Raw genomic sequence first — 24,859 nt, forward strand, 5'->3', positions numbered from 1 at the left:
AGGACAAAAATATGAATCGCTCTCCCTACTGGGATATCGTAAAGGGAATCGGCATCCTTGCCATCGTAATCGGCCATACAGGGCTCGCCCACCGGTTCCTCTATCTCTTCCATGTAGCTCTCTTCTTTTTTATAACCGGCTTTCTATACAACGAAAAAAAATATGCCGGTAATCCCTGGGGATATTTTGCGGCCCGCGTCCGCGGCGTCTGGCCGAGATACATGGTATACACGGCATTTTTCGCCCTGATCCATAACTTCTGCGTGACCCACGGGATTTATCGGGATCAGCCGATCTATTCCCTCCCGCAGATACTGGGTTCCATATTCACCTCCGTCACCTTCCAGTGCCCGGAACCGCTTCACGGTGCCCTGTGGTTTGTCCCGGTCTGGATCACCTCCGCGGCACTCTTCGGCGGCTGCGTGTGGGCGGGAAATGCGCTGTCTGCCAAGTTTAACCGCGCTCCTTCCGCGAAGGACTGTGCTCCGGCAAAAGACAGGACGGAGACCTGTTCTGATTTTGCCGCAGAGAAACCGGCCAAACTCCGACGCTGTGCATCCTTGTCCGCCGGCATTTTCGCAATGTTCTTCGGCCTTCTCGGTCTTCTGCTTGCAGCGGGAGCTGTCACTCTGCCTCTGAATATGCATGCCGCGGCTCTTGCCGTCCCGCTCTACTGGATGGCATGGATGGTTCAAAAATATCGTCCGGACTACCGGAAATTCATGTTCCTCCCCGGATGGATTGTCAGCGGCGTTTTCCTTGAAATCATGCAGAGAATCGGCTGCCGGGTCAATGTCGCCGTTCTGAACATTCCGGGCGTACTCTACTATCTCTTTTCGCTGGTGGGTGCCTATCACGTTCTCAGCCTTGCCGACTTTCTTGAGAAGCACCGTTTTCTCCGGCCTCTGTCCAACATGATGGCAACGTTCGGGAAATACTCCTTCGATATCATGGCGCTGCATTTTGCTGTATTTAAGATGATCGATCTTCTCTACTGCAGACTGATTCTGCATGCGTCACCGGATGGTCTTTCCAGCCTGCCCGTCGGCTTCCGTTTTCTCACTCCGGTCTACATTGTTGCAGGCGTACTTATCCCGACACTGTCCGGAACAGTACTTGACCAAATTAAAAGGAAATACCATTAACCCAGTATTAAAACAAAATATTTTTTTGACAAAAAGAAGCAGCCGGCATGAACCGACTGCTTTTCTTCTCCGAATACTCCACTAAAATAGCATTTTGGCAAAATATATATTGTTTTCATATTTAATCCAGGAATTTAGAATAATTGAATTATTTGCATCCCTTTCCATTCTTTTTTATTATGATTGCCGGAATCCCCAGTACACCCGCACTGCAAAGAAATGTGATCAGAATCCGCAGCGCAATATCCGAGAAAAACTCTTCCGGCATGATGCAGATCATACGGCTGACATGGGGATCAAACTCCCAGTTTCCCTGTGAGAAGAAGATCTCATGAAAGACCGTAAAATACTTTGTAAAATCAGAAGCGCAAAGCGCGCCGAATGCCGCCGCTGTTCCGAGGATCACAAGACACGTCCTGAGATATCCGCAGCCAAGAATCGCCAGGGCTTCCCTTCCCTTTTTCCGTATCAGATATCCCGCGGTCAGAATGAGAAGCAGAATCGCCGCCGACCGCATCCGCATCGCGGCCAGAAACACCTCCCGGACATCCGTCATGTGGGAGATCTCATCCTCCCGGTAGAATCCCTGAAGTTTTCCGTTGACCGGAACTTCCACGATCAGATTCTCCCGCTCTCCGCGAAGGTAAAGCATGGTCTCGTCGATCACGGTATTGATGCCGTCATAGGCCATCCGGTCACCCTTCCAATATTCTAAAAGAAAGGGCACATTGTATTTCCGGAATTCCCGGTCGTAGAGTCCGGGAGTCCAATAGCAGACCGCCTCGAAGGAGGTGATAAGCACCGTAAAGAGCAGCGCCAGGGCAAATACCGCAGAGAGAATACCTTCCGTCCACGATCTTTTCTTTCCTTCTGTGCGTTTTTTTTCGCTTACACCATTCCAATTATCCCGGACATCCTCTGCCCTCTGCTCCGTGTCCTTTGGTGATTCTGTCATATTCCCCCCTGCTGCCATTTGTGACACCACACGCGAAAGTCACGAGTGTGCGGCGCCCGATTATCAATAATGCCTTACTACTTCAAAACGCTCCAGTTGTACGTCCCGGTCTTTCGGATCAATTCCTGCCTTCTGCTTTGCGATCTCGATCTGGCGTCTCACGGTATCGACACCGTCCAGATTCGGGAGAAAAAGACCTCTCTTATTCCCCTTCGTCACGATCACACCGTACCGTTTCACATCCAGTTCTTCCGGAGATTCAATCCGCTCCGTCTTCCCCAGAACATCCACGCTGTAGTCCAGCCACTCCAGTTCCGATATCTTCACCGGTTCAAACCGCGGATCCGCCGAGCAGGCGCTCCTCGCATTGGTGGAAATCTCCTCGGCGATGGAATCTTTCACCGCACTGATGGTACCGATACAGCCGCGAAGACGGCCCTTTTTATGGATTGACACGAAGACGCCGGCACTGCCTTCTGTCAGATTCTCCCAGACCGAAGCGGCTTCATCATCCAAATCCTCTTCCGTTAATTCCGGCAGGTTCTGATTCCACGCTCTTCGATCCTGGATCTTCTCCGTAGAACGGTCGGAATTGTTTCCGTCGTTATGGTTCTTTTCATCGCCATCCGGATCCGGAATCCGCTCTCCAAAAATCTCTCTCAGCGCATCTTTTTCCCGGATCGTCTCCCCTCCCCGGACATACTCCTCGACGGCTTTTCTTGCAAGCTGCACGTAGGGGTCTTCCTTCTTCCGCCGCGCATGGAGCTTTTTCTTTTCCCGCCTCAGCCACCGGTCCAGCATATCCCGGGAAAGGTCCTCACCTCCCGCCCGGTAGACACAGATTCCGTACCCCACACCGGTCACATCCTGATGGACCAGCTTTTTCACACGAACCTTTGTCCGGTCCAGCGCTCCCGCCATCATCACAAAACTCCGATGGCCGCACTCCGCCGCCCTGTTGCAGAAATTCTCGTCAAAATCCAGAAGCTCATCGAAAGCGCCCCGGCCCATGACATCCATGATCCGCTCATCGTATACCGGACCAGCCGGATCAAATCCATAAGGTCCGTCTTTGCGGAGCTTATGGGACAGATCGCCGCTGGCCACGAAGAACACTCTTCTTCCGAGAATTTCCGCCGTGTCGCGGATCAGCATTCCCAGCCGGTAGTGGTCTTCAAACGTCTCCCCGGAAAGGCCAATCCGGACAAGCTGATACTCCGGACACTTCGGATTGATAAAATGGAGCGGCACCATGGTTCCGTGATCGAGAGCCGGAAATTTCTCTCCCCGGGTTCCGGCCGGAATTCCCGCTTCTCGGGCAAGTTTCGAGAGCATCTCCGTAAACTGGACATCGTAATCCACGTGAAATTTTGCATTCTTCACGCCGAACTCTCCCAAATCACCGTCCGCCCCGTATCCGGGAGAAATATGGAAATAATCCAGATACTGCACGCTGTGCGGAGATGCCAGAACAATGGTATCCGGCTCACAGTCCGCGACAAACTCCGCCGTCTTCTCATAGGCGGCAATTGTTTTCCGGATTTTCTTTTCGCTTCCCTGTCCGATCTCCGGAATAATCATCGGAGGATGTGGAACCATACATGCACCAACGATCGCCATAGACTGTCGCCTCCCGCGTATTTTCCATTTCCGGTGAAGAGGTTTTCGGATCCGTCCTGTTTTTCGCATTGTCTCCGATTCTGTCATCCGATGTCAACGGATCCCGGTTGCAATCTTATGTTATCCATTATAAAAAATATTTTGATATATGAAAAGAGCAGGCTTCCGCGCATCCGGCGGTTGCCTGCTCTTTCCAGTATACATAACTGCGATGTTCGGAAAGTACTCCTTCGATGTCATGGCGCTGCATTTACTGTACGAAGGATGATTGATCGTCTTTGCGTCTCATTCCCGATCAGACATGGATCATCATGAATTGGAAACCTGTATTGTCATAATCGATACGAGAAACAGCAGCAGAAAAAGTAATTTGAATGAATTCTCATATGCCTTATATAAGGCCGGCTTTTCCGTTTTAACCTTTTCCACATTCAACACCGAAAATTTATTTCCAAAAAAATACTGGCATATCTGAATCACAAGAATCAGTATTGCGCCGGCATACAACATATTCTTATACGGTTCTAAAGCTGAAACAAACAACCGCAGACAAAACAGCGCAATTACGGTCAATTCAGCGATCCAGAAAACAAAGAATCCCAAATACTTTGAAATATGCTTCATTTATACTAATTCTTTCCCTGATATCTGCATTTCCGTGATCAGTACTTCAGTTTTCCTTCCGCCACGGCCTTCAGATGGGTTCCGTACGGGCTCTTTCCGTATTTCTCTGCGGATTCCAGAAGCTTTTCAGAGTCGATCCAATGGTTGATGTATGCGATCTCTTCCGGTGCGGAGATGGTGATGCCCTGAAGTTCCTCGATGGTGCGGACGAATTCCGCCGCCTCCAGAAGACTCGCCATTGTGCCGGTATCCAGCCATGCGAAGCCTCGGCCCAGCAGCTGCACATTCAGCTGATCCTTCTGAAGATACATGTCATTCAGCGTCGTGATCTCCAGCTCCCCTCTGGCGGACGGCTTTACCTCATTGGCCATTCTGCTCACGCCGGCCGGATAGAAATAGAGTCCCGTTACGGCGTAATTGCTCTTCGGTTTGGCGGGCTTCTCCTCGATGGAGATGGCTTTACCGCTCTCGTCAAACTCGACGATGCCGAAGCGCTCCGGATCATTGACATAGTAACCGAATACGGTTGCTTTTCCGTTCTCCGCGCTTTCCGCAGCAGCCTTCAGCGTCTTGCGGAAACCGTTTCCGTAGAAAATGTTATCGCCGAGCACCATCGCGCACGCGTCGTCGCCGATAAATTCCTCGCCGAGGATAAATGCCTGCGCAAGTCCGTCCGGTGACGGCTGAACCTTATAGGAAAGATTGATTCCGAACTGACTTCCGTCGCCGAGAAGCGCCTCAAAACGCGGTGTGTCGGTCGGTGTGGAGATGATCAGAATATCCCTGATTCCCGCCAGCATCAGCGTGGACAGCGGATAATAGATCATCGGCTTATCGTAAACCGGAAGAAGCTGTTTACTGGTCACCATGGTCAACGGATAGAGGCGGGTTCCCGCGCCGCCCGCAAGAACGATTCCCTTCATCAGCCAATCACCTCTTTCTTTCCGTACATCTCATTGTAGTAGTTCTGGTATTCGCCGGAAATGATGTTTTCCCACCACTCCTTGTTGTCGAGATACCACTGAATGGTCATCTTGATGCCGTCCTTGAACATGGTCTCCGGAAGCCATCCCAGTTCATTGTGGATCTTGGTCGGATCGATGGCATATCTCTGATCGTGACCCTTGCGGTCGGTTACATGCTCAATCAGGCTCTCCGGCTTCTGCAGGTTTTCGCAGATGAGTTTGACAATGTCGATGTTCTTCATCTCGTTGTGTCCGCCGATGTTGTATACCTCGCCGACGGTACCCTTGTGAATGATCAGATCAATGGCTTTGCAGTGGTCGCCGACATAGAGCCAGTCGCGGACATTGAGACCTTCGCCGTATACCGGAAGCTTCTTATCCGCCAGCGCGTTGGCGATCATCAGCGGGATCAGCTTCTCTGGGAACTGGTACGGGCCGTAGTTGTTGGAGCAGCGGCTGACGGTTACCGGAAGGCCGTAAGTTCTGTGATAAGCCATGACCAGAAGATCCGCGGAAGCCTTGGAAGTGCTGTACGGGCTGGAAGTGTGGATCGGAGTATCCTCGTGGAAGAACAGATCCGGGCGATCCAGCGGAAGGTCTCCGTATACCTCATCGGTGGAAACCTGATGATATCTCTTGATGCCATACTTGCGGCATGCATCCATCAGAACCGCGGTTCCGATGATGTTGGTCTGAAGGAAGATCTCCGGATTCTCGATGGAGCGGTCAACGTGAGACTCCGCCGCAAAATTGACCACCATATCCGGATGCTCCTCCTCGAAGAGCTTGTACACGCCTTCGCGGTCACAGATATCCAGCTTGACAAAGCGGAAATTCTTGTTGTCCATCACGGACTTCAGTGTGGAAAGGTTTCCGGCATAGGTCAGCGCGTCCACGCAGACAATGCGATAGTCCGGATACTTCTCCAGCATATGGAACACAAAGTTACTGCCGATAAACCCGGCGCCGCCGGTTACGATAATATTCATCTTTTATCCTCCTCAAGGTAATGTCTCGTTACAATAGATTTCTCACTGATTTGAGGCCTCTGTTTCTTTACGCTGTAGATTCTAAAAGGTGACGTTACGTCACCTTCAAGTCTTTTCCTATCATATCATGCAAAATCAGCACATGCAACAAAACTGCCGAATGGTTTTTGGTTGTTTTGCGCTATTTTTCCGCAAGAAACACTCCTGCATCCTTTGTAATATGAAAACCAGTCTTCACTTTCCGGTTCACAAAGTCATGGAATTCCTTGTAACGGTCCAAAAGAAGCCGGTTCTGATTGCCGTGACAGGACAAAATGTAAGCAATCAGCGGCTCCGCATCCGAAATCTCAATGGCATCCTCGTACCGTCTCAGCTCAGAATTCCGGAAAATCCCGTTTAGCGCCTCGCCGCCATTTTCCAGTCCAAACCGGTCATAGAGATGTTCGGCTGCCAGCACAATCTCCGGATTAAACTCCTGCACGAGCGTTGTGATCTCTCTCATGTGCGCCCGGCCATAGGTTCCGGCCACAAGCCGTCCGCCTTTTGTCAGCACACGGGCAATCTCCCCGAGGGCCTTCTCCAGCGGGTCACAGTAAAACAGTACATGATTGGCGATCACCAGATCAAAGCTCTCATCCTTATACGGGATTTTCACTCCGTCAAACCGCCGGAAATGAAATCTCCGGTCTTTCCCCAGCGCGCGCTTTGCATCGCGAAGCATACCGTCGGAGATATCGGAGAGCGTGATCTCAATCGAATCCGGAATCCGATCCGCGTTTTCCGACCACAATGCGCCATTTCCGCATCCGATCTCCAGAACCTTCATTCCATCCCGAAGACCACACTGCTCCATCACCCAGGCAAACCATCCCTGCCGGTTCACGGAATAGTCATGGTGAAGCCGGATTCGGGAAGCGATATTCGTCGCGTTCTGATACTGGGTCTTCAGACTTCTCTCCATCGCCGTCATGTGAATCAGATCCAGCATACTCTCCCAGTTGATCATCTGCTCGCCGCGAAGCGCGTCCACTGCCGAATCAATGGCGTTCATCATCGCATGCATGGTCTCCGCCCGTTCCTCCACCAGCTTCCGCTGAACCAGAAGCGAGTCCAGCAGAAAATGCCGGTCTGCGGATGCAAGCGTAATCTCCCGGATATCATCCAGCGAAAAACCGAGGTATTTCAAAAGAAGGATCTGCTGAAGTCTGGCCAGATCCTCATCCGTATAAAATCTTGCCCCCGCCTCGGTCTTAAAGGATGGTTTCAGAATGTTTTTCGCGTCATAATAACGGATTGTGCGCTGTGTCACATGCGCTTTCCGGGCAAACTCCCCGGAAGAATAATATTCCATCTCTCTGCCTCCGTCCACTCTGTATTCTCCGTCATATCCTGCTATGCTTTCTCTTCTATAACTATGTTCTCTTTCCTATGGAAAATGCTGCCGTTCTGTCTCATTCAGTATATCACACCCGTATCCAAACAAAATGACCGAGCCCCCGATGCAGGCAGATCGCTTCCCATCCGAGACGCGCAAGCCCTGATGAATACCGGCCTCTTCTTCTCCGCGGCGTGCAAAGTTCTACAGCTCGTTAAGTCATAGGAGCATCCGGGGAAGAATTGTCCGCAACATAAACGAATAGGACCCGGCTCTTCCAGAAGAAGAAACCGGGTCCTGCTATGATTGTTTTACGTAAATATTCGATATGACCAAATATCGGATTTTGATGGAGATGCCTCTCCGGCGCCCGGCCGGAGAGGCGAACGCCTTACGGCGTAATAAATGAATTTCTCAGATTTCCAATCGCGGATACTCTGAAATTACAGCGGCATGATGCCACCGGCTACCGCTACAACCATGCAAAGGATGGAGAAGCCCCAAACATACATGAAGGAAGCCTTCAGGTGATCCTTGATCTCTACATCCGCAAGTCCGATACCAAGCAGAGTTGCCGGAACCATCGGAGAGATGAACGTTGCGCAGTTGCGGCATACAACCATGGCAACCGCAATCGGAAGTGCCTCTACACCAAAGCTTGCACCGATTGCCATCATGATCGGAAGCATTCCGTAGAAGTAGGAATCGGTATCGAATGCCAGTGCCAGCGGTACGGACAGAATGCCGATTACCAGCGGGAGGTGCTGACCGATGCTTGCCGGAAGAACCATTGTGATCAGGTTCGCCATGCAGCTTACAACAGACTGAATCTGCATCTCAACGCCCGGCTTTGCAATTGCAGCAGCGCCCTTGTCGTTGAAACCGTAAACCAGGATACCCATCAGAACTGCTGCACCCATCAGAGTGGAGCACATCATGAGAGCCGGGCCTGCGTGGCTGTTGATGATCTTCTTCTGCATCTTGATGTCAGTGTAGTTTACAAGGATAGCGATTGCTACACCGATCATAAACGGAACATAGGACGGGAACTGATCCCAGATCAGCATTGCGATAACTGCTACGGTAAGAGCGATGTTGAACAGGAACAGCTTCGGTCTTGCAAGATCGCCGAGCTCATTCTTCTTCTCTTCAACTGTTACTTCGCCCTCTTCCTGTGCGAGCTTACCGTGAAGACCTGCACCTCTTGCCTTCTCCTGAACACCGGCAAGAACTGCGTGTGCAAGACAGAGTACGATACCGAATGCCTGAATCGGGATGATGGTATGCCACAGAGCACCGGACTCCATACCAAGTACGGAAGCTGCTCTCATGGTCGGTCCAGCCCACGGCATCAGGTTCAGAACACCCATCGCAAGAACGACAACACGGAGAAGTGTGGTCTGTCTCATGTGCATCTTCTTGTAAACCGGAAGCATGGACGGGATAACGATCAGGAACGTGGAAGCACCGCCGCCGTCCAGATGACCGATCAGCGCGATGATCGCAGTCATAACCGTAACACCGATGACATTGTCACCGACCAGTTTCATCAGCTTACCGATGATAACATCGAACATACCTGCATCGGTCATGATACCGAAGTACAGAACCGAGAATACGAACAGTGCTGCTGTCGGTCCGGTGGAACCAAATCCACCCTTGATCAGCTTTCCGATCTGCTCCACATCATAGTAGCCGCCTGCTACCAGAATGCATGCAAGAATAATCGGGAACACAATGAACGCGATACTCGGCAGTGTTTTACTCTTAAACAGAGTAACGACGATTCCGACGATGGTCAGGAATCCTAAAATTCCGACAAGTGTAGTACTCATCTGTTTGTCTCCTTTTTACCTTTGGTGTTGTTGAAGGTTCCTTCGGCAGTTCCCCTTTTCCGGCCTCACCCATACCATATGCGACCGGCGCCGAAGTCGTTTTTCGCGAGCGGAACCCGCATGGCGTGTTTCGTCTCGTTTCCGCTGTTACGATCAGCGTTTCTTTAACAGTCCGTCCTGCGGTTCGGCTCCATCTGCCGGAAAATGCTTCATCTGCTTTCCCGGCAGCCACACACTGAAGCCCACCGCTGTCCGCACTGGAAAATACGTTTTAGTTAAACTCGAACGGCTTTACCTGTCTTACGACATCCATGACGGAACCGTCTCTTGCCTCGATGATGCCGACAATGCGATCCTCGAACTGAACCTTGTTCGGCTCACCGGTGATGCTGTAGGCAATGTCGCGAAGCTCCTCGATGCTCTTGATCGGAAGGTTGGTGTCCTTCAGCGCATCGATGATATCCTGTCTCTTCGGGTTGATTGCGATACCGTAATCGGTAACAACAACGTCAACGCTCTCTCCCGGAGTGGTAACCGTGGTAACATCGGAGCAGATCGCCGGAATTCTTCCCTGAAGAAGCGGAGCGATTACGATGGTGCACTTTGCACCCGCTGCTGTATCCGGATGTCCGCCCTGTGCGCCGGTGATCATACCGTCAGAGCCAACGACTACGTTACAGTTGAAGTGAACGTCTACCTCAAGAGCGGCAAGAATAACATAATCCAGCTTGTTGACAAATGCGCCCTTGTTGAACGGATCCGCATACTCGCCGGCTGTGATGTAATAATGCTCCGGATGATTTACATTCTCGATGGCATCCATGTCAAAGTCCTGGGTGTCGAAAAGTTTTCCAACCAGACCCTCGTTCAGAAGCTCGCACATCGGCTTGGTAAGACCGCCGAGACCGAAGCCCATCTTGATGCCCTTTTCTCTCATGATCTTTGCAAGAGAGATGGTGGAAGCGATGGATGCACCGCCGACACCGGTCTGATAGGAGAATCCGTCCTTGAACCACGGAGTATTCGCTACAACCTGTGTGCAGTACTCAGCCATCAGAAGCTTTCTCATATCCTTGGTCGGTTTTGCCGCACCGGTTGCGATCTTCTCCGGATCACCGATGGAATCCACCTCTACGACATAATCCACGTTGGTCATGGAAATCTGTGCCGGATAGTTCGGGAACGGAACAAGGCAGTCGGTGATGGCAACAACATTATCCGCATACTCCGCATCAACCGCAGCATAAGAAAGAACGCCGCAGTTTGCCTTACCGCGCATACCGGAAAGGTTACCGTAATCGTCGCTGGAGGAAGCACCGATGAATGCGATATCGATGTGAACTTCTCCGCTCTCGATAGCTCTTACTCTTCCGCCGTGGGATCTCATGATTGCAAGACCCTTCAGCTTACCGTTGGAGATCGCCTCACCGATTCCTCCGCGAACGCCGGAAGACTGAATGGAAGTGATTGTGCCATCCTCAATATACGGAACGATCGGATTGTTCTGCTTTCCAAGAGAGCTTGCACAGATGGTCAGGTTCTTAATGCCCATCGCGTGGATCTCATCCATAACCATGTTGACGATCTTATCACCCTCACGGAAATGATGGTGGAAACTGATGGTCATGCCATCCTTGATTCCGCATTTTACCAGCGCCTCATGGATGCTGGAAAGAAGTTTGCTCTTCTTCGGATCAATGACCGGACGTGTCTTCGGGGCATCTTTCTTATATTCAACGCTGTCGAAGTGGAACGCACCCTGATACGGCTGCTTTCCGGTCTCTTTCAGGATCTCTTCCGGGATCTCTCTGCCTACTGCATTTAACATATTATAATTCCCCCTTATATACGCCGGATGCCTTCGCAAGTTCAATCGTTCTCTTTGCGCCGTCATAGAAGGCAATGTCGATCATCTTGCCGTCAACGGTAAATACGCCGATTCCGAGTGCCTTCTTGGAGTCGATCTCACGGACAACTTTCTCCGCAAAGATGATGTCCTTCTGCGTCGGGGTGAAGATCTCGTGAACAACGTTGATCTGACGCGGATTGATAATGGACTTTCCGTCAAATCCCATATCGTGAATCTTCTGAACGTCCTCACGGAAGCCGTCCATATCATCCAGATTGGTCCATACGGTATCGAAACACTGAACACCTGCCGCTCTTGCCGCGATGATCATGTGCTGTCTTGCGCCCATGAGCTCAACGCCGGTACCGGTAATGTGTGTCTGAAGGTCCTTTGTGTAGTCACCGCCGGAGAGAGCAACACCGATCATTCTCTCGGAGGACTCACAGACCTCAAGAGCATTGAGTACGCCTCTTGCAGACTCCAGAGCTGCCATGATCAGAGTGGAACCTTCCGGACGGCCAAATTCCTTCTCAGCCTTGATCACTTCATCCTCAACCGCCTTAACCATGGCGCCGGTCTCCGTCTTCGGAATACGGATGACATCGCAGCCGCCCGCTACGGAACAACGGATATCCTCTTTCCAGAGATCGGTGTCCAGACCGTTGATACGTACAACGCGCTCACAGCCTCTGTAATCGATGGATTTTAACGCATGATAGAGAGAAAATCTCGCCGCATCCTTCTGGTTCTCTGCAACCGCATCCTCCAGATCCAACATGATGGAATCCGGCTTGTAGATGTACGGATCCTTGATCAGGGACGGCTTCTGCGCGTTCAGGAACATCATGGTTCTTCTAAGGCGTTTCTTATTCGCATTGATCATCGGATCGCACCTCCCCACGGTAAATTGTCATACTGCTCTACAGAGCGGAATACAGCACCCTCAACACGGGCTTTGATCGTACAGTCAAGTGCACCTTTATCGACAATGGAGATCTTCACATCGCTCACGCCAAGATTCTCGAGCGTCTCCAGTACAACCTTGCGGATTTCATTACCAAACTGATGAGCAACTGCGCTGTCCAGGTTGAAATCAATCTTACCCTGTCCCGGCTCAACCGTTACCATGCAGTCACTGGATTCCAGTGTGCCCGCAACAGCAGGTTTCTTAATATCCATATGTATCCTCCTTTACGCCTCCCGGACGCGGGAAGCAGTTATGTATCTTTCGTCACTCAATGGTAGCATTGTACTATTTCTTGTACAAGAATCTCTTATTCTATGTTGGATATAGTTTTTATCTTATGTTATAGTAGACATGCCCAAATAAGGAAATTGAAAGCCCGCCTATTTATGCGGTTTGTTCGAAAAAACTCTATCTTTGTTAATTTATCTGATAAATCATGTTATTCATTGAATATGGAGGAAAAAATATATGAATGACCGACAGCTCAATTATATGCTGACAATTCTCCGAGAAGGAAGCATCAGCAAAGCAGCGGAGGTTCTCTGTATTTCCCAACCGTCTCTCAGCCAGATGGTCCGCAAAATCGAAACCGAGATGAATGCGGAAATCTTTACCCGATATTCCAATCCGATCAGCCTCACGCCGGCCGGCGAGTATTACATCAAAGCTGCCCGCGATATTCTGAATATCGAGGAAAACCTCTCCCGCGCGGTTCACGAGATCGCCGCCGGTTCCCGCGGAACCCTAAAAATCGGCATCCCGGTTTTGCGCGCGATGGAGATCATACCACAGGTTTTTCCGAAATTCCACGAAAAATATCCGAATGTAAAGCTGGAACTGGTAGAATCCGGTTCCGACAGACTGGAAAATCAGGTCATGCAGAAAGAAGTGGATCTTGCCTGTCTTACAACCTCGCCGAAGATCAATGATCTCGAATACATCCTGATTGCCAACGAGGAAACGGTTCTCGTCGCCGCGAAATCCACCAAACTTGCGCATTCTGTTCCCGCCGGAACGCCGATCAGCATAATGGACGCAGCCCGCGAGAAATTCATCTACATCAAAAAAGGACACAGCGTCCGGATTACACAGGATCATCTGTTTGCAGCCTGTCATCTCCGGCCGGAACGGCTCTTTTCCACCAGAAGTATCGAGGTTGCCAAACGTTCTCTGGCCCCATGCAATGCGGTCATGCTCTGTCCCAAAAACTATATTGATATGAGCCCGGAGATCTACGAAATGTGCGTAACTTACCCGGTAAGAGAGATCTCGCACGAGCGTCATTTTTATATCTGCCGGCGTCAGGACCAGTATCTCAACAACTATGTACGGGATTTCATCCGGATCCTGAAGCCGGATTACGACGCAAAATCCTAATCCGGTCTTACCGTGAGAGGAAAAAATATCCGTATATGATATAATATTTTTAAGGTTAAATCCTGAAAACTTCACATTCACATAAAGTGAAATGAGGAGATCATCCAATGAGTTACACAGAAACCGTAAACATGTTTTTCTATCTTCTTGCCGTCCTTGCGGAACTGTGTTACGCCTTGTCCTCTGCGCTTTCCAGACTGAACCGGAAAATATACTGGGGCTGGTACAAAAAAAAGCTGTCGCATCGTTGATGGAACGCAACGAGCGGCAGCATTTTTTTCAATATCCGGTATTCAGTCCTTGACTTTCTTCAAAATGATCATCTCGGCGATGCGTCCCTTGATGCTGACTTTGACGTCATCGGCAAGATTTGATACAACCGATTTTTCCAGTTCGTCCCACGCTTCCTCCGCGCCGGCTCTTTCCTGTTCCATCATCTCTTTTACCGACTGGCGATACTCGATCATCGACCAGGAAAACATCATGTTCATCGGATCCAGAGTCGTCGGCGTCGGAGCATCTGCCCAGTCCATCGGATCGAAGAAGGTGCGGATCTTGCCCATGATTCCCTTCGCCGCTTCATTTTTTCCGCTAAAAGAAGCGGCAAGAAGCTGTTCCTGTTTATCATAATCCATCAAGGTCTCGACACGAAGATGCAGACTAAACTCCCTGCCTTCCTCTTCAATCCAGAACTCTCCTTCTCTCTCTCCGGTAATGGAGCGCATCATTCCCATCATTTCCTCGGTCAGCAGTCTCAGATGAAGCGCTGCTTTATGCGCAAGACCCTTGTACAGTGCGACCTTCTCTGCCTGTTCAAGTGCCTCATCCATGCCTCTGCCGTCATTTGCGATTACAATTACATCGGATTTCATATAATTCTGCCTTCCTTCCTGATAAGCCGGTCAACCTCATAAAAACGAATAGATTTAACCTTATTATACGGTATTATTGGTATGATGTCATAAATAATCTCAATAATTTACAAACCTTTTCATGTGTTTACTTTTCCCGTCACCAAAATCCCCGTTTCGGCCAGACATCTTTGGGCTGTTTTCTTCGTTCTGTCGATTTCGGGCTTTCTTCATCCCTGCTCCAGCGCAATCTTCACCAGCCGGCTTGTCCCCAAGCGGCTCGCCCCAAGAGAAATGAATTTTTCCGCATCCTCGACGGAGGCGATTCCGCCGGCCGCCTTAATCTTGATATTCGGTCCGATGTGTTCCGCCATCAGTTTCACATCCTCAAAGGTGGCGCCGCCGCTGGAAAAACCGGTCGATGTCTTGATATAGTCCGCATCCGATTCTGTGACAATCCTGCACATCCGGATCTTTTCCTCTTGCGTGAGAAGACAGCACTCAATGATCACCTTCAGAAGATGCGGGCCGCAGACGGCTTTCACTTCATTGATCTCATTGAGAACATAGGAATCGTTTCCCGCTTTCAGTTCCCCGATGTTAATCACCATATCGATTTCTTCCGCACCGTTCGCAATCGCATCCTTTGCTTCAAACACTTTTGCCGCCGTCGTCATGTTGCCGTTTGGGAACCCGATGACGGTTGTGATCGGCAGTTTCCGTCCCATATATTCGCTCGCCCGTTTCACATAACACGGCGGAATGCAGATCGATGCGGTGTGAAATCTCATTCCCTGATCGCAGATATTCCGGATCTCCTCCCAGGTACTGCCCTGCAAAAGCAATGTGTGATCCACCATGGTCAAAATATGTTCTAAAGTCATCGCAGATTCCTCTCTTTCTGTCGTATCATGACCGCATGATTATCTTTTATTATACACTGCATAAACCTTTCTCCCATAATACACTTCCAGAAATCTCCAAGAGTAAGCGACTCATCGCCGTTTTCTTTTACCTTTCTGACGGTTGCTGCCATATCACAGGTAAACTTAAAATGCACTTCTCCTGTTTCTTTTGAAATATCGCCCCTGCCCCGGTTACCCAGAGTGGCATTTTATTCTTTCATATACTTAATCCTAACGCCTGTCGTATTCTCGCCCGCTCGTTACTCTCATTCGTTTTTAATCGGATCAGCGGAACGCCGCAAACCTCTAAGATGTGATTTTTCTTTTCATCTCGTTCATACTGTTCCGTACCTTCTTTATGATATGCGTAACCATCCGTTTCAATTGCAAGAACAGGCTGTTTACTAAACTGATTGTAAATCACAAAATCAACATGAGTCGACGGATGCATCGTATATCGCATCTCTTCATCTGACAGAGCCGTAACATCCCGAACAATCATTGCCATTGGTTCAAAGCATACCACACCGTAATCCGGTACATCTTTCAGAATGTCCATTAACAAAGAGTAAGTGAGATTCTCCGAATCAAATTCGGATATGTTCTGTTTTTTTAATTTCTCCCATCGTCTATTTCGGTACTGCGCATACAGATAATCAAAAACAGAATACACCTTACTTTCTACAACATCCATCTTGTTATATTGAATGTATGAAATTAGATCGGTGATATTTCCTGACTTTTCCTGTTCGTTTCCGGAAACAATAACAATCAACTGTTTCTTCGCTCTCGACACTGCAACATTTAACAGATATGGATCATCCGTAAAATCGCGTATCTGATTATCAACTGTCGAAAGAATGATGACATCCTTTTCCCGCCCCTGAAACTTGTGTACTGTCGCAACATCGATATTGCGGATCTGTTTGCGGATTTCATTCACCTGATCATTATACGGTGCTATTATCCCAATATTCTCTTCCGGCACATCTAACGAAGGTAATATCTCATCCCGGATAATATCAATCTGTCTTTGATTGTAATTTCCTCTTGCATGGTTTCCTTCTGCTGTTTTAACTGCCTTAAGTGATTTTCCCTGCTTATCATCCTCCGTCATCACGACGAGTTCATTGTTGTAGAACTTCTGATTGCAAAACTGAATAATACGCGGGTGACATCTGTAGTGTTCTCTTAAAAGAGTCGATTCTACCTCTGGATGTATTTCAACAATAGATTGCAGAAAGCTCTTTCGGGAAAAATCATATGCATCCTTTAAGTTATATTTATTTCTTATATTATCAGCCCGTTTCTCGACATCCTGCGTCACCACATTCGGCAATTGTTTTAAATCTCCTACAATCACTGCATTCTTTGCACACGACAGTGCCAATGCCCCTGTAGCGATGTCAACCTGCGAGGCCTCATCCATAATCACGTAATCATATTCAATACTCTGCCAATTTAAACTGGTCAGTGCCGAGAACGTCGTACTTAAAACAATCGGATATTCATTTAACACAGCTTCCGCGTTTCGGAATAAATCTTCACCCGTAAATCTGACACGAGATTCGCTCCAATGATATTTTCCAGCCACGTATGCTTTTAGATAGGCAAGTGATTGGGTTTCAAGTTTCTTTGCATAATCTCCGCTGAATTGCTCCAGTTCACTTGTGACGGCCTGAATCCTATCATCATATTCACGAAGGGACTGATCATAATACAGCTCCTGCAATACGGTAATAATCTTTGATAAATCCTGTTTATAAAAATTCCAATTTGCGATACCGTAAAACAGAATACTTTTTATCTTAAAGAAAAATGACAATTCCTTCATGGCATCCGCTTTATCCTGAAGTTCCTGCCAAAGTCTCATAATCCTGTCACTTGTCATCTTTCCACGGATTTTAATAGCCTTATAGTCAGCCGCCGTATCATTTTTAAATTCATCAAAATGCTTCGACTCGATCTCTATCTCATATCGTTTTTCTTTTAATACCGCTAACTCTTCCTGCAACTGATAGAAATTCTGCAGCTTATCTGCGAGTTCCGATGCTTCTTCCTTTAACGAATCTACATCGCCTTCATTAACCCACGAAGACAGATCCGGGTATTTCCCCGTTTGTCCTTCTATAAAAGCTTTTTTATTCTCTGCACTTCCAAGAGAAGCCACTAAGAAATCCATGCCATATTCTTGCTTCGAAAGCTTTTCCATGACATTTTGAGTTGCTGAATTATTATTCGACACGACAATAACCGTCTTACCCAAAACGATAAGATTCGAAATGATATTCAATATGGTTTGTGTCTTCCCCGTACCGGGAGGCCCCTGGATGATACTGAGCTGATTAGTAAGTGCATTTTTGACCGCCTTATACTGGCTTTGATTGCAACCAAACGGGAAGATTACTCCATTACAGTTCAATCGTTGTGATGGTTTGCCCGAATCAAGATAGAGGCTGAGCGCACGATTATCCGGGATAAAACTGATCCGATCATAGTTTTTCTTTAGAACATTTTCCCCTTTATCATTGTGAATATCACCTAATTCCGATACTTCCGTCAAATATTGAAATACATTCCTGGATTTCGGTTTCGATAAGCAATTCTCATGAATGTGCAGTTCACTCTTCTTATAGTTCAGAATGAATCCCTCAAACATCAGGCACCAGTATTTTTCACCTTTATTGTCGAACTGATAAATTGACTTAATATCAAAAAGGCTCTTTCCATCCGGCGTCACAATCATGTAGTCATCTGCATTCAGAATAGTTGGATTCGTCAAAAACGCAACATTATACCGTGCATAAGAGTACAGTCTGTTATTTGTAAATGTGACATCATATTTATCCTTATCCACATTATAAACGCAAGATTTCACACGTTCTGTGCATATTTCATTTTTTGTTATAACCATGAATTTCGTTGGATCCATAGATATCCCCCAATATGCAAATCAATCTCCGGCGAACCTGTTCCCTGCATATATACCTTTACATTGTACCACCACCAATGTTTTCTGCTGATCTGTCTGTGAATCTAAACGGTATTGCCCGACTATTTAGCCAGCTATGAAAAGACCGGCGGTGTACCGATCTTTCAAAATACTGTTATGCTTCTATAGAAAAAAAGCAAGAAATACAGCATATTTGCCACATTCCTTGCTTTTATCATTTTATACAATTACTTTTCTTTTATTCCCCGGAGAAGACTCTTCATCCCACGCCTTCCGGAAATCATCTCGATCATAATCATCACGATCAGGGATTTCTCAATCAAATGTTTATTCTCATTTCGAAAGAAACCGTAACAGTCTCTCCCGGAAGTCGTGATAGTACGGCTTTTCGATGTACACGACGTGTGATCCGCCCGGAATCATCTCCAGTTCAGAGCCCTCCGGCAGCTGTGTGAGCACATCCCTGATCCGGTCGTAATTCAGATACGGATCACGATCTCCGCAGATGATTAGCGTCGGCATCTTCAGTTTTGTGAGATCGATCAGAGACTCGGATGCCGGAACGAGGATGTCACGGCGTCCGCCGTTCGGGCTAAACTCCCCGTCAAAATGCCAGCAATTTGAACAGAATACCTCGATCAGCACCGGGTCCGCGCAGTCATAGTCAAAGCTTCCGTCCGCCTTCCGCTGAAAATCATCCGCCGCGTGCTCCCACGTATTGTGATGGAAGGCCTCGGACACTTCCGCCTCACCGACGCCGCTCAGAATCGGCGCGTACAATACGAGACGTTTTACATGTTCCGGATATTTGCCCGCAAATCTTCCGGTCGTCACCGTTCCCCAGCTCCATCCGAGAACATCGATTTTATCCTGACCGGTCACCTGCACAATCTTCTCCACGGCTGCATGGATATCTTCCGCCGCATAGTCCGAATCCGGAAGAAATCCATCTTCGACCGGCTCCGACTGACCGAATCCGGCAATATCGAGCCGCCAGACCGCGTATCCTTCCCGTGTTAGCGCACGAACCAGGCTGTAATCCTGATAGTCGATGTCGAATTCATGAGAAGAGTACGTCACGCCGTGAACGAGCAAAATGTTCCGCTCTGTCTCGTTGCCCTCTGCGTTGACACAGTCGAGATGAAGCGACTGGTGATTGCGTTCAAGCGGATATTCTTCATAGCGATACGCTTCCTGAGATCCTTCCCCCTGTTCTGCATCTGCCGCCGAATTGAAAACCGCCGTTTCCGACGCAGGTTCCGGCGCATTTCCCGGCGCAGTCTTCGCTCCTCCGGAAGGCAGATCTCCCGCGTTCTGCTGTGCCGACTCCGACAGGTGAACCGATGATTTCTCCAAACCGGCCGCAGCACTCTCTGCCTTCGCCGGTCCGCATGAGTTCATCGCAAAAAGGAGCAGTGCGGTCAGCATCCAGATTCCAAAAAAGTATGATTTTCCTTTTTTCATATACCATCCCCCTCTGCTCCAATCTTATCACATATTCGAAGCCGATTCTCAAAACCGTTTTCGGAACCCTTCCGCCGTCTTTTCCCGCGGAACGCACTTGGAGTGCACAACCCTGTCCGCCGCATCAGAAATCTCCTGTCACAGTGCGGCAAAGATCTTCTTCGACTCGGCGATATTGGCCCGAATTCCTTCACAACACTGATGGAATCTCTCTTTTTCCTCCCCGGTGAGCGAAAGCTCAATCACTTCCTCCACGCCGTTTCTTCCGATCACAGCCGGAACGCCGGCAAAGAGCCCCGACTCGCCGTACTGGCCATCCAACTCACAGCTGACCGGGACAATGCTGTGCTTGTCGTTGCTGACGATATCCACCAGTCGGGCTGCCGTCAGTGCGATCGCATACTCGGTGCAGAACTTCCCGTTAAAGGTTGTCCATCCGCCCTCTCGTGCGCTCTTCTCCATCTCATTTAAGTCAAAGCGGAAGCGCGGATCCTGCTGCGCTTTCACACTCAGCGGGATGCCGTTGAAATTCACCGCGCTCCACGCCGAAATCTGCTCATTTCCGTGTTCGCCGATCATATAAGCAGAGATGCTCTTTGCATCGATTCCGGTCTGCTGCTGAAGACGAATCTTCAGTCTTGCGGTGTCTAGGCCGGTACCGGTGCCGAAAACATGTCCTTTCGGAAGCTCCAGAAGATCATTCAGCCACTTGGTAATGACGTCACACGGGTTGGAAATATTGATCAGAATCCCCTTGAATCCGCTCTTTTTCAGGCGTTCCGCATAGGATGCGACCGCGCGGACATTAAACTCCATTTCGGTGAGTCTCGTGTGGGTTCCCTTCAGCATGGCAATGTTTCCGACCGCATTGACAATGATATCCCGGTCACCGAGATCCTCGATCTGCCCCACTTCCACACGAACCGGATGTGAAAGGAACTCAGTACTGTCGAGAACATCCTGACGTTCCGCACGCGCCTTCGGAAGATTCTCCTCCAGATCGGCGATCACAAAATCGTCTCCAAGCCCCTGCAGCGCCAGCGTATACAATACATGCGCCCCGACGTGTCCGACACCGATGATTCCGATTTTTAAACTGCTCATTTCTTCTTCCTTTCCTGCGATGCGCAGATTACCTGCACTTCTCACATATATAGACTTATTTTTTTATTTTCCATGAATCTCCCGCGGACGATTCCTGTTATCCTCTTTTTTTCCGTATGAATCTCCCGCAATCGATTCCTGTTATCTTTTCATCTTCGTATGAATCTCCTGCAGCCGGTCCAATGCCGCGCGGAGCGTTTCATCCTTCTTTGCGAAATGGAACCGGATGAGGTGATTGACCGGCTCATGGAAGAAACTGGAACCCGGAACCGCGCCAACGCCGACTTTTTCTGCGAGATCACTGCAGAAATCCAGATCGCTCTCATATCCCCACTCCGAGATATCCACCATGACATAATATGCGCCCTGAGGTCTCTGGAAGGTCAGGCCGGCCTCCGCCAGTCCGTCACAGAACAGATCTCTCTTTTCCGTGTATTTCTTCTGAAGCTGATCGTAATACTCCTGCGGGAATTTCAGTCCCGTCACCACCGCTTCCTGCAGCGGAGCCGCTGCCCCGACCGTCAGGAAATCATGCACCTTCCGGATGCGGTCGGTGATCTCCGGCGGCGCGATGGTGTATCCCAGTCTCCATCCGGTGATGGAATAGGTTTTGGAGAGCGATCCGGTCACGATGGTCCGCTCGCGCATTCCCGGAAGCGCCGCCATATAGATCATTTTGTTCGGAGCATAAATGATATGCTCGTAAACCTCATCCGTCACAACATAAGCGTCGTACCGCTGAATGATCTCCGCGATCGTCTGCATTTCCTCCAGGGTAAACACTTTTCCGGACGGATTGGACGGGTTGCAGAGAACCAGTGCTTTCGCCCCATCCTTAAACGCCTGTTCCAGCACGTTCGGGTCAAAATGAAACTCCGGCGGAACCAGCGGAATGTAGATCGGCTCCGCACCGGAGAGAATGGTGTCAGCTCCATAGTTCTCATAGAACGGCGAGAAAATCGCCACCTTATCCCCCGGATTGCAGATCGTCATCATGGCCGCCATCATTGCCTCGGTTCCTCCGCAGGTGATGACGACCTCCGTATTCGGATCGACCGGAATCCCCATAAACCGGGACTGCTTTGCCGCCAGCGCCTCTCTGGTGTTCTGCGCGCCCCAGGTGATGGAATACTGATGATAATCCTCCTCTGTAACCTGTTTCAGACGTTCCAGAATCTCTTTCGGCGGTTCAAAATCCGGAAAGCCCTGAGAAAGATTGATCGCCCCGTACTGATTGGAGATCCGGGTCATTCTCCGGATTACGGAGTCGGTAAAACTGGCCGTTCTGCTCGATAATGGTTTCATAATGCATTTCCTCTCTTCCCGTTCCCACATTCAGCGAACATAGGATTTCTGATCATTCAAAATATGCTTCGGGTCAAAAGCATCCTTGACCCGGTTCATCAGATCCACAATCTCTTTTGACGTCTCATGGAAAAAATATTTCCGCTTGGACACACCGAGTCCGTGTTCCCCGGAGATCAGCCCGCCCATCCGGCGAACCTCCTCGTATAACTCCGTGAGAACCTGATCGAGATCCTTTTCCCATGTTTCTTCGTCCCGGTCTCCGCGCACAACACAGAGATGCACATTTCCGTCTCCCGCATGTCCAAAGCTGATGAGACGAATCCCGTTTTTTACTTCAAGGGCATTCACATACTCTACGAAGTCCGCCGTGCGGTCGATCGGCACTACGATATCCAGCGGCTCCTGCTCGGAAACGGCCTCGACCGCATTGACCAGATCCCCGCGGACCGCCCAGATCGCATTCGATTTTTCCCGGTCATTCAGAACCACAAAATCCATGGCCCCCGTCTCTCGGGCAAGATCCGACGCCTTCCGGACGGACTCTTCCACGATCTCCTTATGTCCGTCAAACGACAAAAGAATATAGGAGCCGGCGTCCGGCCGCGGGTAGACAATTCCGGTATATTTCTCCCCCAAGGCAACCACTTTTCGTTCCATGAATTCGATGGCGACCGGGTTCAGATCCGCCCGCAGAAGGGTCAGCACACTCTCGATTCCGGTTCTCAGATCCGGATACGGAACGACGATGCTGATCTGTGCTTCCGGTTTCGCCACCAGACGAAGCACCGCCCCGGTGATCACCGCCAGCGTCCCTTCCGAACCGATCACCAGATTCTTCAGGGAAAGACCGGTTGTGTCTTTCACGTTCTTGCTTCCGACATTCAGGACTTTTCCATCTGCCGTCACCACTTCCAGCGCCCGGACATAATCTCTCGTCACGCCGTATTTCACCGCACGCATACCGCCAGCGTTGGTGGCAATATTTCCGCCGATCGAGGCGGACTTTTCACCCGGATCCGGCGGATAAAACAGGCCCCGCTCCTCAACATAAGCCTGGACGTCCTTCAGAAGAACGCCGGGCTGTACCGTCACGGAGAGTGTGTCCGGATCAAACGACAGGATCCGGTTCATTCCGGAGACATCTAAAATAATGCCGCCCTGATCCGGTACCGTTGATCCGACCAGATTGGTTCCGGCACCTCTCGGGGTTACCGGTATATTCCTATTATAGGCATATTTTAAAATCCTGCTCACCTCATCGGTGGATTTTACAAGAACGACCGCCTGCGCGGTCCCTTCCTTTCGGCCAAGTTTATCGCTCAGATACTCGTGCGGGATTTCTCCCGTCAGAACTCTCTCTTCCTCTTTTATGATCTCCAGCAGATCGTTGCGGATATTCGTCAAGTCGTCCGCCTCCTTATCTGTAACATTCTTTTCCATGTGTATCCCGTTAGCCGGGGATGACCGGTTCCGGTTTTTTCCCTGATCCAATGCCTTTCCGTTTTTCATGCAAACACCCGCAGAAAGTTTCCTCTCTGCGGGGCATCGTTTCGCCGTCAAAACGGGCTGTTATTTCTTATACTCTTTGAGAAGATCCTGATCCCAGCCGACATTGATGAAATATCCGCCAAAGTTCTCGTCAAAAACTTTCTTTGTCTGCTCGGACTGGAAAGTCTTTACCACCTTGTCATAGGCCGCAACCTTCTTCGCATCCTTCAGATCATCGGTCCTTGCGGCAATCAGGTTCCAGTACTTCTGCTCATCTAAAACGCTGTCTTTGTATACCGCTTCCTCTGTCTTCAGGCCGAAGTCAAGCGCGTAGTTTCCATTGATGACCGCTGCGGTCACATCCGGCAGAGTGGACGGAATGGTGTTTGCCGCCAGCTCCTGAATGGTAATATTCTTCGGATTCGACTCAATATCATCCAGCGTCGGGTTGAAGTTGTCGTTACTCTTCAGTGTGATCACGCCGGCTGCCGCAAGAACCTTCAGCGCGCGGCCTTCATTGGTCAGATCGTTCGGAACAGCGATGGTATCCCCGTCCTTTAACTCATCCAGCGATTTGATCTTGTTGGAATAGACATTCAGCGGAATAATAAAGGTATTGCCGATTGCCTGGATCTTATAGCTGTACTGCTCGACTTCTTTCGCGAGATAAATCTGATGCTGGAATGCATTCAGGTCAATTTCGCCGTTCGACAGCGCATTGTTCGGTGTGACATAATCCGTGAACTGAACCACTTCCAGATTGATTCCGTCCTTCTTTAAGGAATCCACGGTCGGTGCCCAAAGATCATCGTATACAGAGCCAACCACACCGATCTTGAGATCGATCGGATCCTTTGTGAAATCATACGCTTCGCTTCCGGCTGCCGCCGCTGTCTCGGCTGCGGTGGTCGCTGCTGCCGTCGTCTCCGCTGCCTTGGAAGCGGTCTGTGCGGATGATCCGCAACCGGCTAAAACTGCTGCTGTGAGAAATGCTGCTACTACGGACTTTTTCATAATTCGTTCCCCCTCTTTTTCTTCGTGCGTCTATGCGCCACATTTGTTTCTATCGATAACGTTTCCCGTTA

Annotated in this window: 20 protein-coding genes; 3 read left to right on the plus strand and 17 right to left on the minus strand. The window is 49.5% G+C overall.

Annotated features, from left to right (window positions below; translation table 11 throughout):
- Nucleotides 1-11 precede the first annotated feature (11 nt).
- On the plus strand, nt 12-1,145 hold the full coding sequence (locus BR86_RS0111190) for an acyltransferase family protein (protein WP_031473948.1): 1,134 nt from the start codon (nt 12-14) through the stop codon (nt 1,143-1,145).
- A 148-nt stretch (nt 1,146-1,293) separates the two neighbouring features.
- On the opposite strand, the gene BR86_RS0111195 is transcribed toward BR86_RS0111190, so the two are convergent.
- From BR86_RS0111195 to citD, 9 genes are all read right to left on the minus strand, one after another.
- Complete coding sequence (locus BR86_RS0111195) at nt 1,294-2,100, minus strand: TIGR01906 family membrane protein (RefSeq protein WP_051684769.1); 807 nt, start codon at nt 2,098-2,100, stop codon at nt 1,294-1,296.
- A gap of 63 nt (nt 2,101-2,163) precedes the next feature.
- Nucleotides 2,164-3,720 (minus strand): AmmeMemoRadiSam system protein A, encoded by a 1,557-nt coding sequence (amrA, locus tag BR86_RS0111200; protein ID WP_031473952.1) that lies wholly within the window; start codon nt 3,718-3,720, stop codon nt 2,164-2,166.
- 662 nt (nt 3,721-4,382) lie between these two features.
- A complete protein-coding gene (gene rfbA, locus BR86_RS0111210; protein ID WP_031473956.1) occupies nt 4,383-5,267 on the minus strand; it encodes a glucose-1-phosphate thymidylyltransferase RfbA in 885 nt (294 codons plus the stop codon).
- The gene (rfbB, locus tag BR86_RS0111215; protein ID WP_031473958.1) at nt 5,267-6,298 is read right to left on the minus strand and encodes a dTDP-glucose 4,6-dehydratase; all 1,032 of its coding nucleotides are present in this window, start codon (nt 6,296-6,298) and stop codon (nt 5,267-5,269) included. Before rfbB ends, rfbA begins: the two co-directional genes overlap by 1 nt.
- Before the next feature lie 181 nt (nt 6,299-6,479).
- Nucleotides 6,480-7,649 carry a MerR family transcriptional regulator gene (locus tag BR86_RS0111220; protein WP_031473960.1) on the minus strand — a complete coding sequence of 390 codons (1,170 nt, stop codon included), beginning with the start codon at nt 7,647-7,649 and terminating at the stop codon, nt 6,480-6,482.
- 467 nt (nt 7,650-8,116) lie between these two features.
- The gene (locus BR86_RS0111225) at nt 8,117-9,508 is read right to left on the minus strand and encodes a CitMHS family transporter (RefSeq protein ID WP_031473962.1); all 1,392 of its coding nucleotides are present in this window, start codon (nt 9,506-9,508) and stop codon (nt 8,117-8,119) included.
- Nucleotides 9,509-9,779: 271 nt separating this feature from the next.
- The gene (gene citF / locus BR86_RS0111235) at nt 9,780-11,336 is read right to left on the minus strand and encodes a citrate lyase subunit alpha (RefSeq protein WP_031473964.1); all 1,557 of its coding nucleotides are present in this window, start codon (nt 11,334-11,336) and stop codon (nt 9,780-9,782) included.
- A gap of 1 nt (nt 11,337) precedes the next feature.
- A complete protein-coding gene (locus BR86_RS0111240; RefSeq protein ID WP_031473966.1) occupies nt 11,338-12,240 on the minus strand; it encodes an aldolase/citrate lyase family protein in 903 nt (300 codons plus the stop codon).
- Nucleotides 12,237-12,536, minus strand: coding sequence for a citrate lyase acyl carrier protein (citD, locus tag BR86_RS0111245; RefSeq protein WP_031473968.1), 300 nt, complete (start codon nt 12,534-12,536; stop codon nt 12,237-12,239). The genes BR86_RS0111240 and citD overlap by 4 nt, the downstream gene beginning before the upstream one ends.
- A 256-nt stretch (nt 12,537-12,792) precedes the next feature.
- Here citD and BR86_RS0111250 point away from each other — a divergent pair, with 256 nt between their 5' ends.
- The gene (locus tag BR86_RS0111250; protein ID WP_031473970.1) at nt 12,793-13,701 is read left to right on the plus strand and encodes a LysR family transcriptional regulator; all 909 of its coding nucleotides are present in this window, start codon (nt 12,793-12,795) and stop codon (nt 13,699-13,701) included.
- Nucleotides 13,702-13,808: 107 nt separating this feature from the next.
- A complete protein-coding gene (locus tag BR86_RS15990) occupies nt 13,809-13,952 on the plus strand; it encodes a hypothetical protein (RefSeq protein ID WP_154661384.1) in 144 nt (47 codons plus the stop codon).
- A 42-nt stretch (nt 13,953-13,994) separates the two neighbouring features.
- Here the strand turns inward: BR86_RS15990 and BR86_RS0111260 are convergent, their stop codons facing one another.
- The 8 genes from BR86_RS0111260 to BR86_RS0111305 form a co-directional block, all read right to left on the minus strand.
- Nucleotides 13,995-14,573: a hypothetical protein gene (locus BR86_RS0111260; RefSeq protein ID WP_031473972.1), complete on the minus strand. Its 579-nt coding sequence runs from the start codon at nt 14,571-14,573 to the stop codon at nt 13,995-13,997.
- A 209-nt stretch (nt 14,574-14,782) separates the two neighbouring features.
- On the minus strand, nt 14,783-15,436 hold the full coding sequence (deoC, locus tag BR86_RS0111265; RefSeq protein WP_031473974.1) for a deoxyribose-phosphate aldolase: 654 nt from the start codon (nt 15,434-15,436) through the stop codon (nt 14,783-14,785).
- Between the two features lie 238 nt (nt 15,437-15,674).
- Nucleotides 15,675-18,389 (minus strand): AAA domain-containing protein, encoded by a 2,715-nt coding sequence (locus tag BR86_RS0111275; RefSeq protein ID WP_031473976.1) that lies wholly within the window; start codon nt 18,387-18,389, stop codon nt 15,675-15,677.
- 354 nt (nt 18,390-18,743) lie between these two features.
- Complete coding sequence (locus BR86_RS0111285; protein WP_051684770.1) at nt 18,744-19,874, minus strand: alpha/beta fold hydrolase; 1,131 nt, start codon at nt 19,872-19,874, stop codon at nt 18,744-18,746.
- Nucleotides 19,875-20,012: 138 nt separating this feature from the next.
- Nucleotides 20,013-20,978 (minus strand): lactate/malate family dehydrogenase, encoded by a 966-nt coding sequence (locus tag BR86_RS0111290; protein WP_031473980.1) that lies wholly within the window; start codon nt 20,976-20,978, stop codon nt 20,013-20,015.
- A 141-nt stretch (nt 20,979-21,119) separates the two neighbouring features.
- The gene (locus BR86_RS0111295; RefSeq protein ID WP_031473982.1) at nt 21,120-22,283 is read right to left on the minus strand and encodes a pyridoxal phosphate-dependent aminotransferase; all 1,164 of its coding nucleotides are present in this window, start codon (nt 22,281-22,283) and stop codon (nt 21,120-21,122) included.
- Nucleotides 22,284-22,313: 30 nt separating this feature from the next.
- Nucleotides 22,314-23,726 (minus strand): FAD-binding oxidoreductase, encoded by a 1,413-nt coding sequence (locus tag BR86_RS0111300; RefSeq protein WP_038288602.1) that lies wholly within the window; start codon nt 23,724-23,726, stop codon nt 22,314-22,316.
- A gap of 129 nt (nt 23,727-23,855) precedes the next feature.
- Nucleotides 23,856-24,788: a MetQ/NlpA family ABC transporter substrate-binding protein gene (locus BR86_RS0111305; protein WP_031473986.1), complete on the minus strand. Its 933-nt coding sequence runs from the start codon at nt 24,786-24,788 to the stop codon at nt 23,856-23,858.
- Between the last annotated feature and the right edge of the window lie 71 nt (nt 24,789-24,859).

This window comes from [Clostridium] aminophilum DSM 10710, from assembly GCF_000711825.1.
Lineage (GTDB): Bacteria > Bacillota > Clostridia > Lachnospirales > Lachnospiraceae > Clostridium_R > Clostridium_R aminophilum.

Coding starts and splice junctions, on each gene's coding strand:
- BR86_RS0111195 (WP_051684769.1), bottom strand. CDS start 2,100: ATGACAGAATCACCAAAGGACACGGAGCAGAGGGCAGAGGATGTCCGG.
- BR86_RS0111300 (WP_038288602.1), bottom strand. CDS start 23,726: ATGGAAAAGAATGTTACAGATAAGGAGGCGGACGACTTGACGAATATC.
- rfbB (WP_031473958.1), bottom strand. CDS start 6,298: ATGAATATTATCGTAACCGGCGGCGCCGGGTTTATCGGCAGTAACTTT.
- BR86_RS0111285 (WP_051684770.1), bottom strand. CDS start 19,874: ATGAAAAAAGGAAAATCATACTTTTTTGGAATCTGGATGCTGACCGCA.
- BR86_RS0111225 (WP_031473962.1), bottom strand. CDS start 9,508: ATGAGTACTACACTTGTCGGAATTTTAGGATTCCTGACCATCGTCGGA.
- BR86_RS0111240 (WP_031473966.1), bottom strand. CDS start 12,240: ATGATCAATGCGAATAAGAAACGCCTTAGAAGAACCATGATGTTCCTG.
- BR86_RS0111220 (WP_031473960.1), bottom strand. CDS start 7,649: ATGGAATATTATTCTTCCGGGGAGTTTGCCCGGAAAGCGCATGTGACA.
- BR86_RS0111295 (WP_031473982.1), bottom strand. CDS start 22,283: ATGAAACCATTATCGAGCAGAACGGCCAGTTTTACCGACTCCGTAATC.
- BR86_RS0111190 (WP_031473948.1), top strand. CDS start 12: ATGAATCGCTCTCCCTACTGGGATATCGTAAAGGGAATCGGCATCCTT.
- amrA (WP_031473952.1), bottom strand. CDS start 3,720: ATGGCGATCGTTGGTGCATGTATGGTTCCACATCCTCCGATGATTATT.
- BR86_RS0111250 (WP_031473970.1), top strand. CDS start 12,793: ATGAATGACCGACAGCTCAATTATATGCTGACAATTCTCCGAGAAGGA.
- deoC (WP_031473974.1), bottom strand. CDS start 15,436: ATGACTTTAGAACATATTTTGACCATGGTGGATCACACATTGCTTTTG.
- citF (WP_031473964.1), bottom strand. CDS start 11,336: ATGTTAAATGCAGTAGGCAGAGAGATCCCGGAAGAGATCCTGAAAGAG.
- BR86_RS0111290 (WP_031473980.1), bottom strand. CDS start 20,978: ATGAGCAGTTTAAAAATCGGAATCATCGGTGTCGGACACGTCGGGGCG.
- rfbA (WP_031473956.1), bottom strand. CDS start 5,267: ATGAAGGGAATCGTTCTTGCGGGCGGCGCGGGAACCCGCCTCTATCCG.
- BR86_RS0111260 (WP_031473972.1), bottom strand. CDS start 14,573: ATGAAATCCGATGTAATTGTAATCGCAAATGACGGCAGAGGCATGGAT.
- BR86_RS0111305 (WP_031473986.1), bottom strand. CDS start 24,788: ATGAAAAAGTCCGTAGTAGCAGCATTTCTCACAGCAGCAGTTTTAGCC.
- citD (WP_031473968.1), bottom strand. CDS start 12,536: ATGGATATTAAGAAACCTGCTGTTGCGGGCACACTGGAATCCAGTGAC.
- BR86_RS15990 (WP_154661384.1), top strand. CDS start 13,809: ATGAGTTACACAGAAACCGTAAACATGTTTTTCTATCTTCTTGCCGTC.
- BR86_RS0111275 (WP_031473976.1), bottom strand. CDS start 18,389: ATGGATCCAACGAAATTCATGGTTATAACAAAAAATGAAATATGCACA.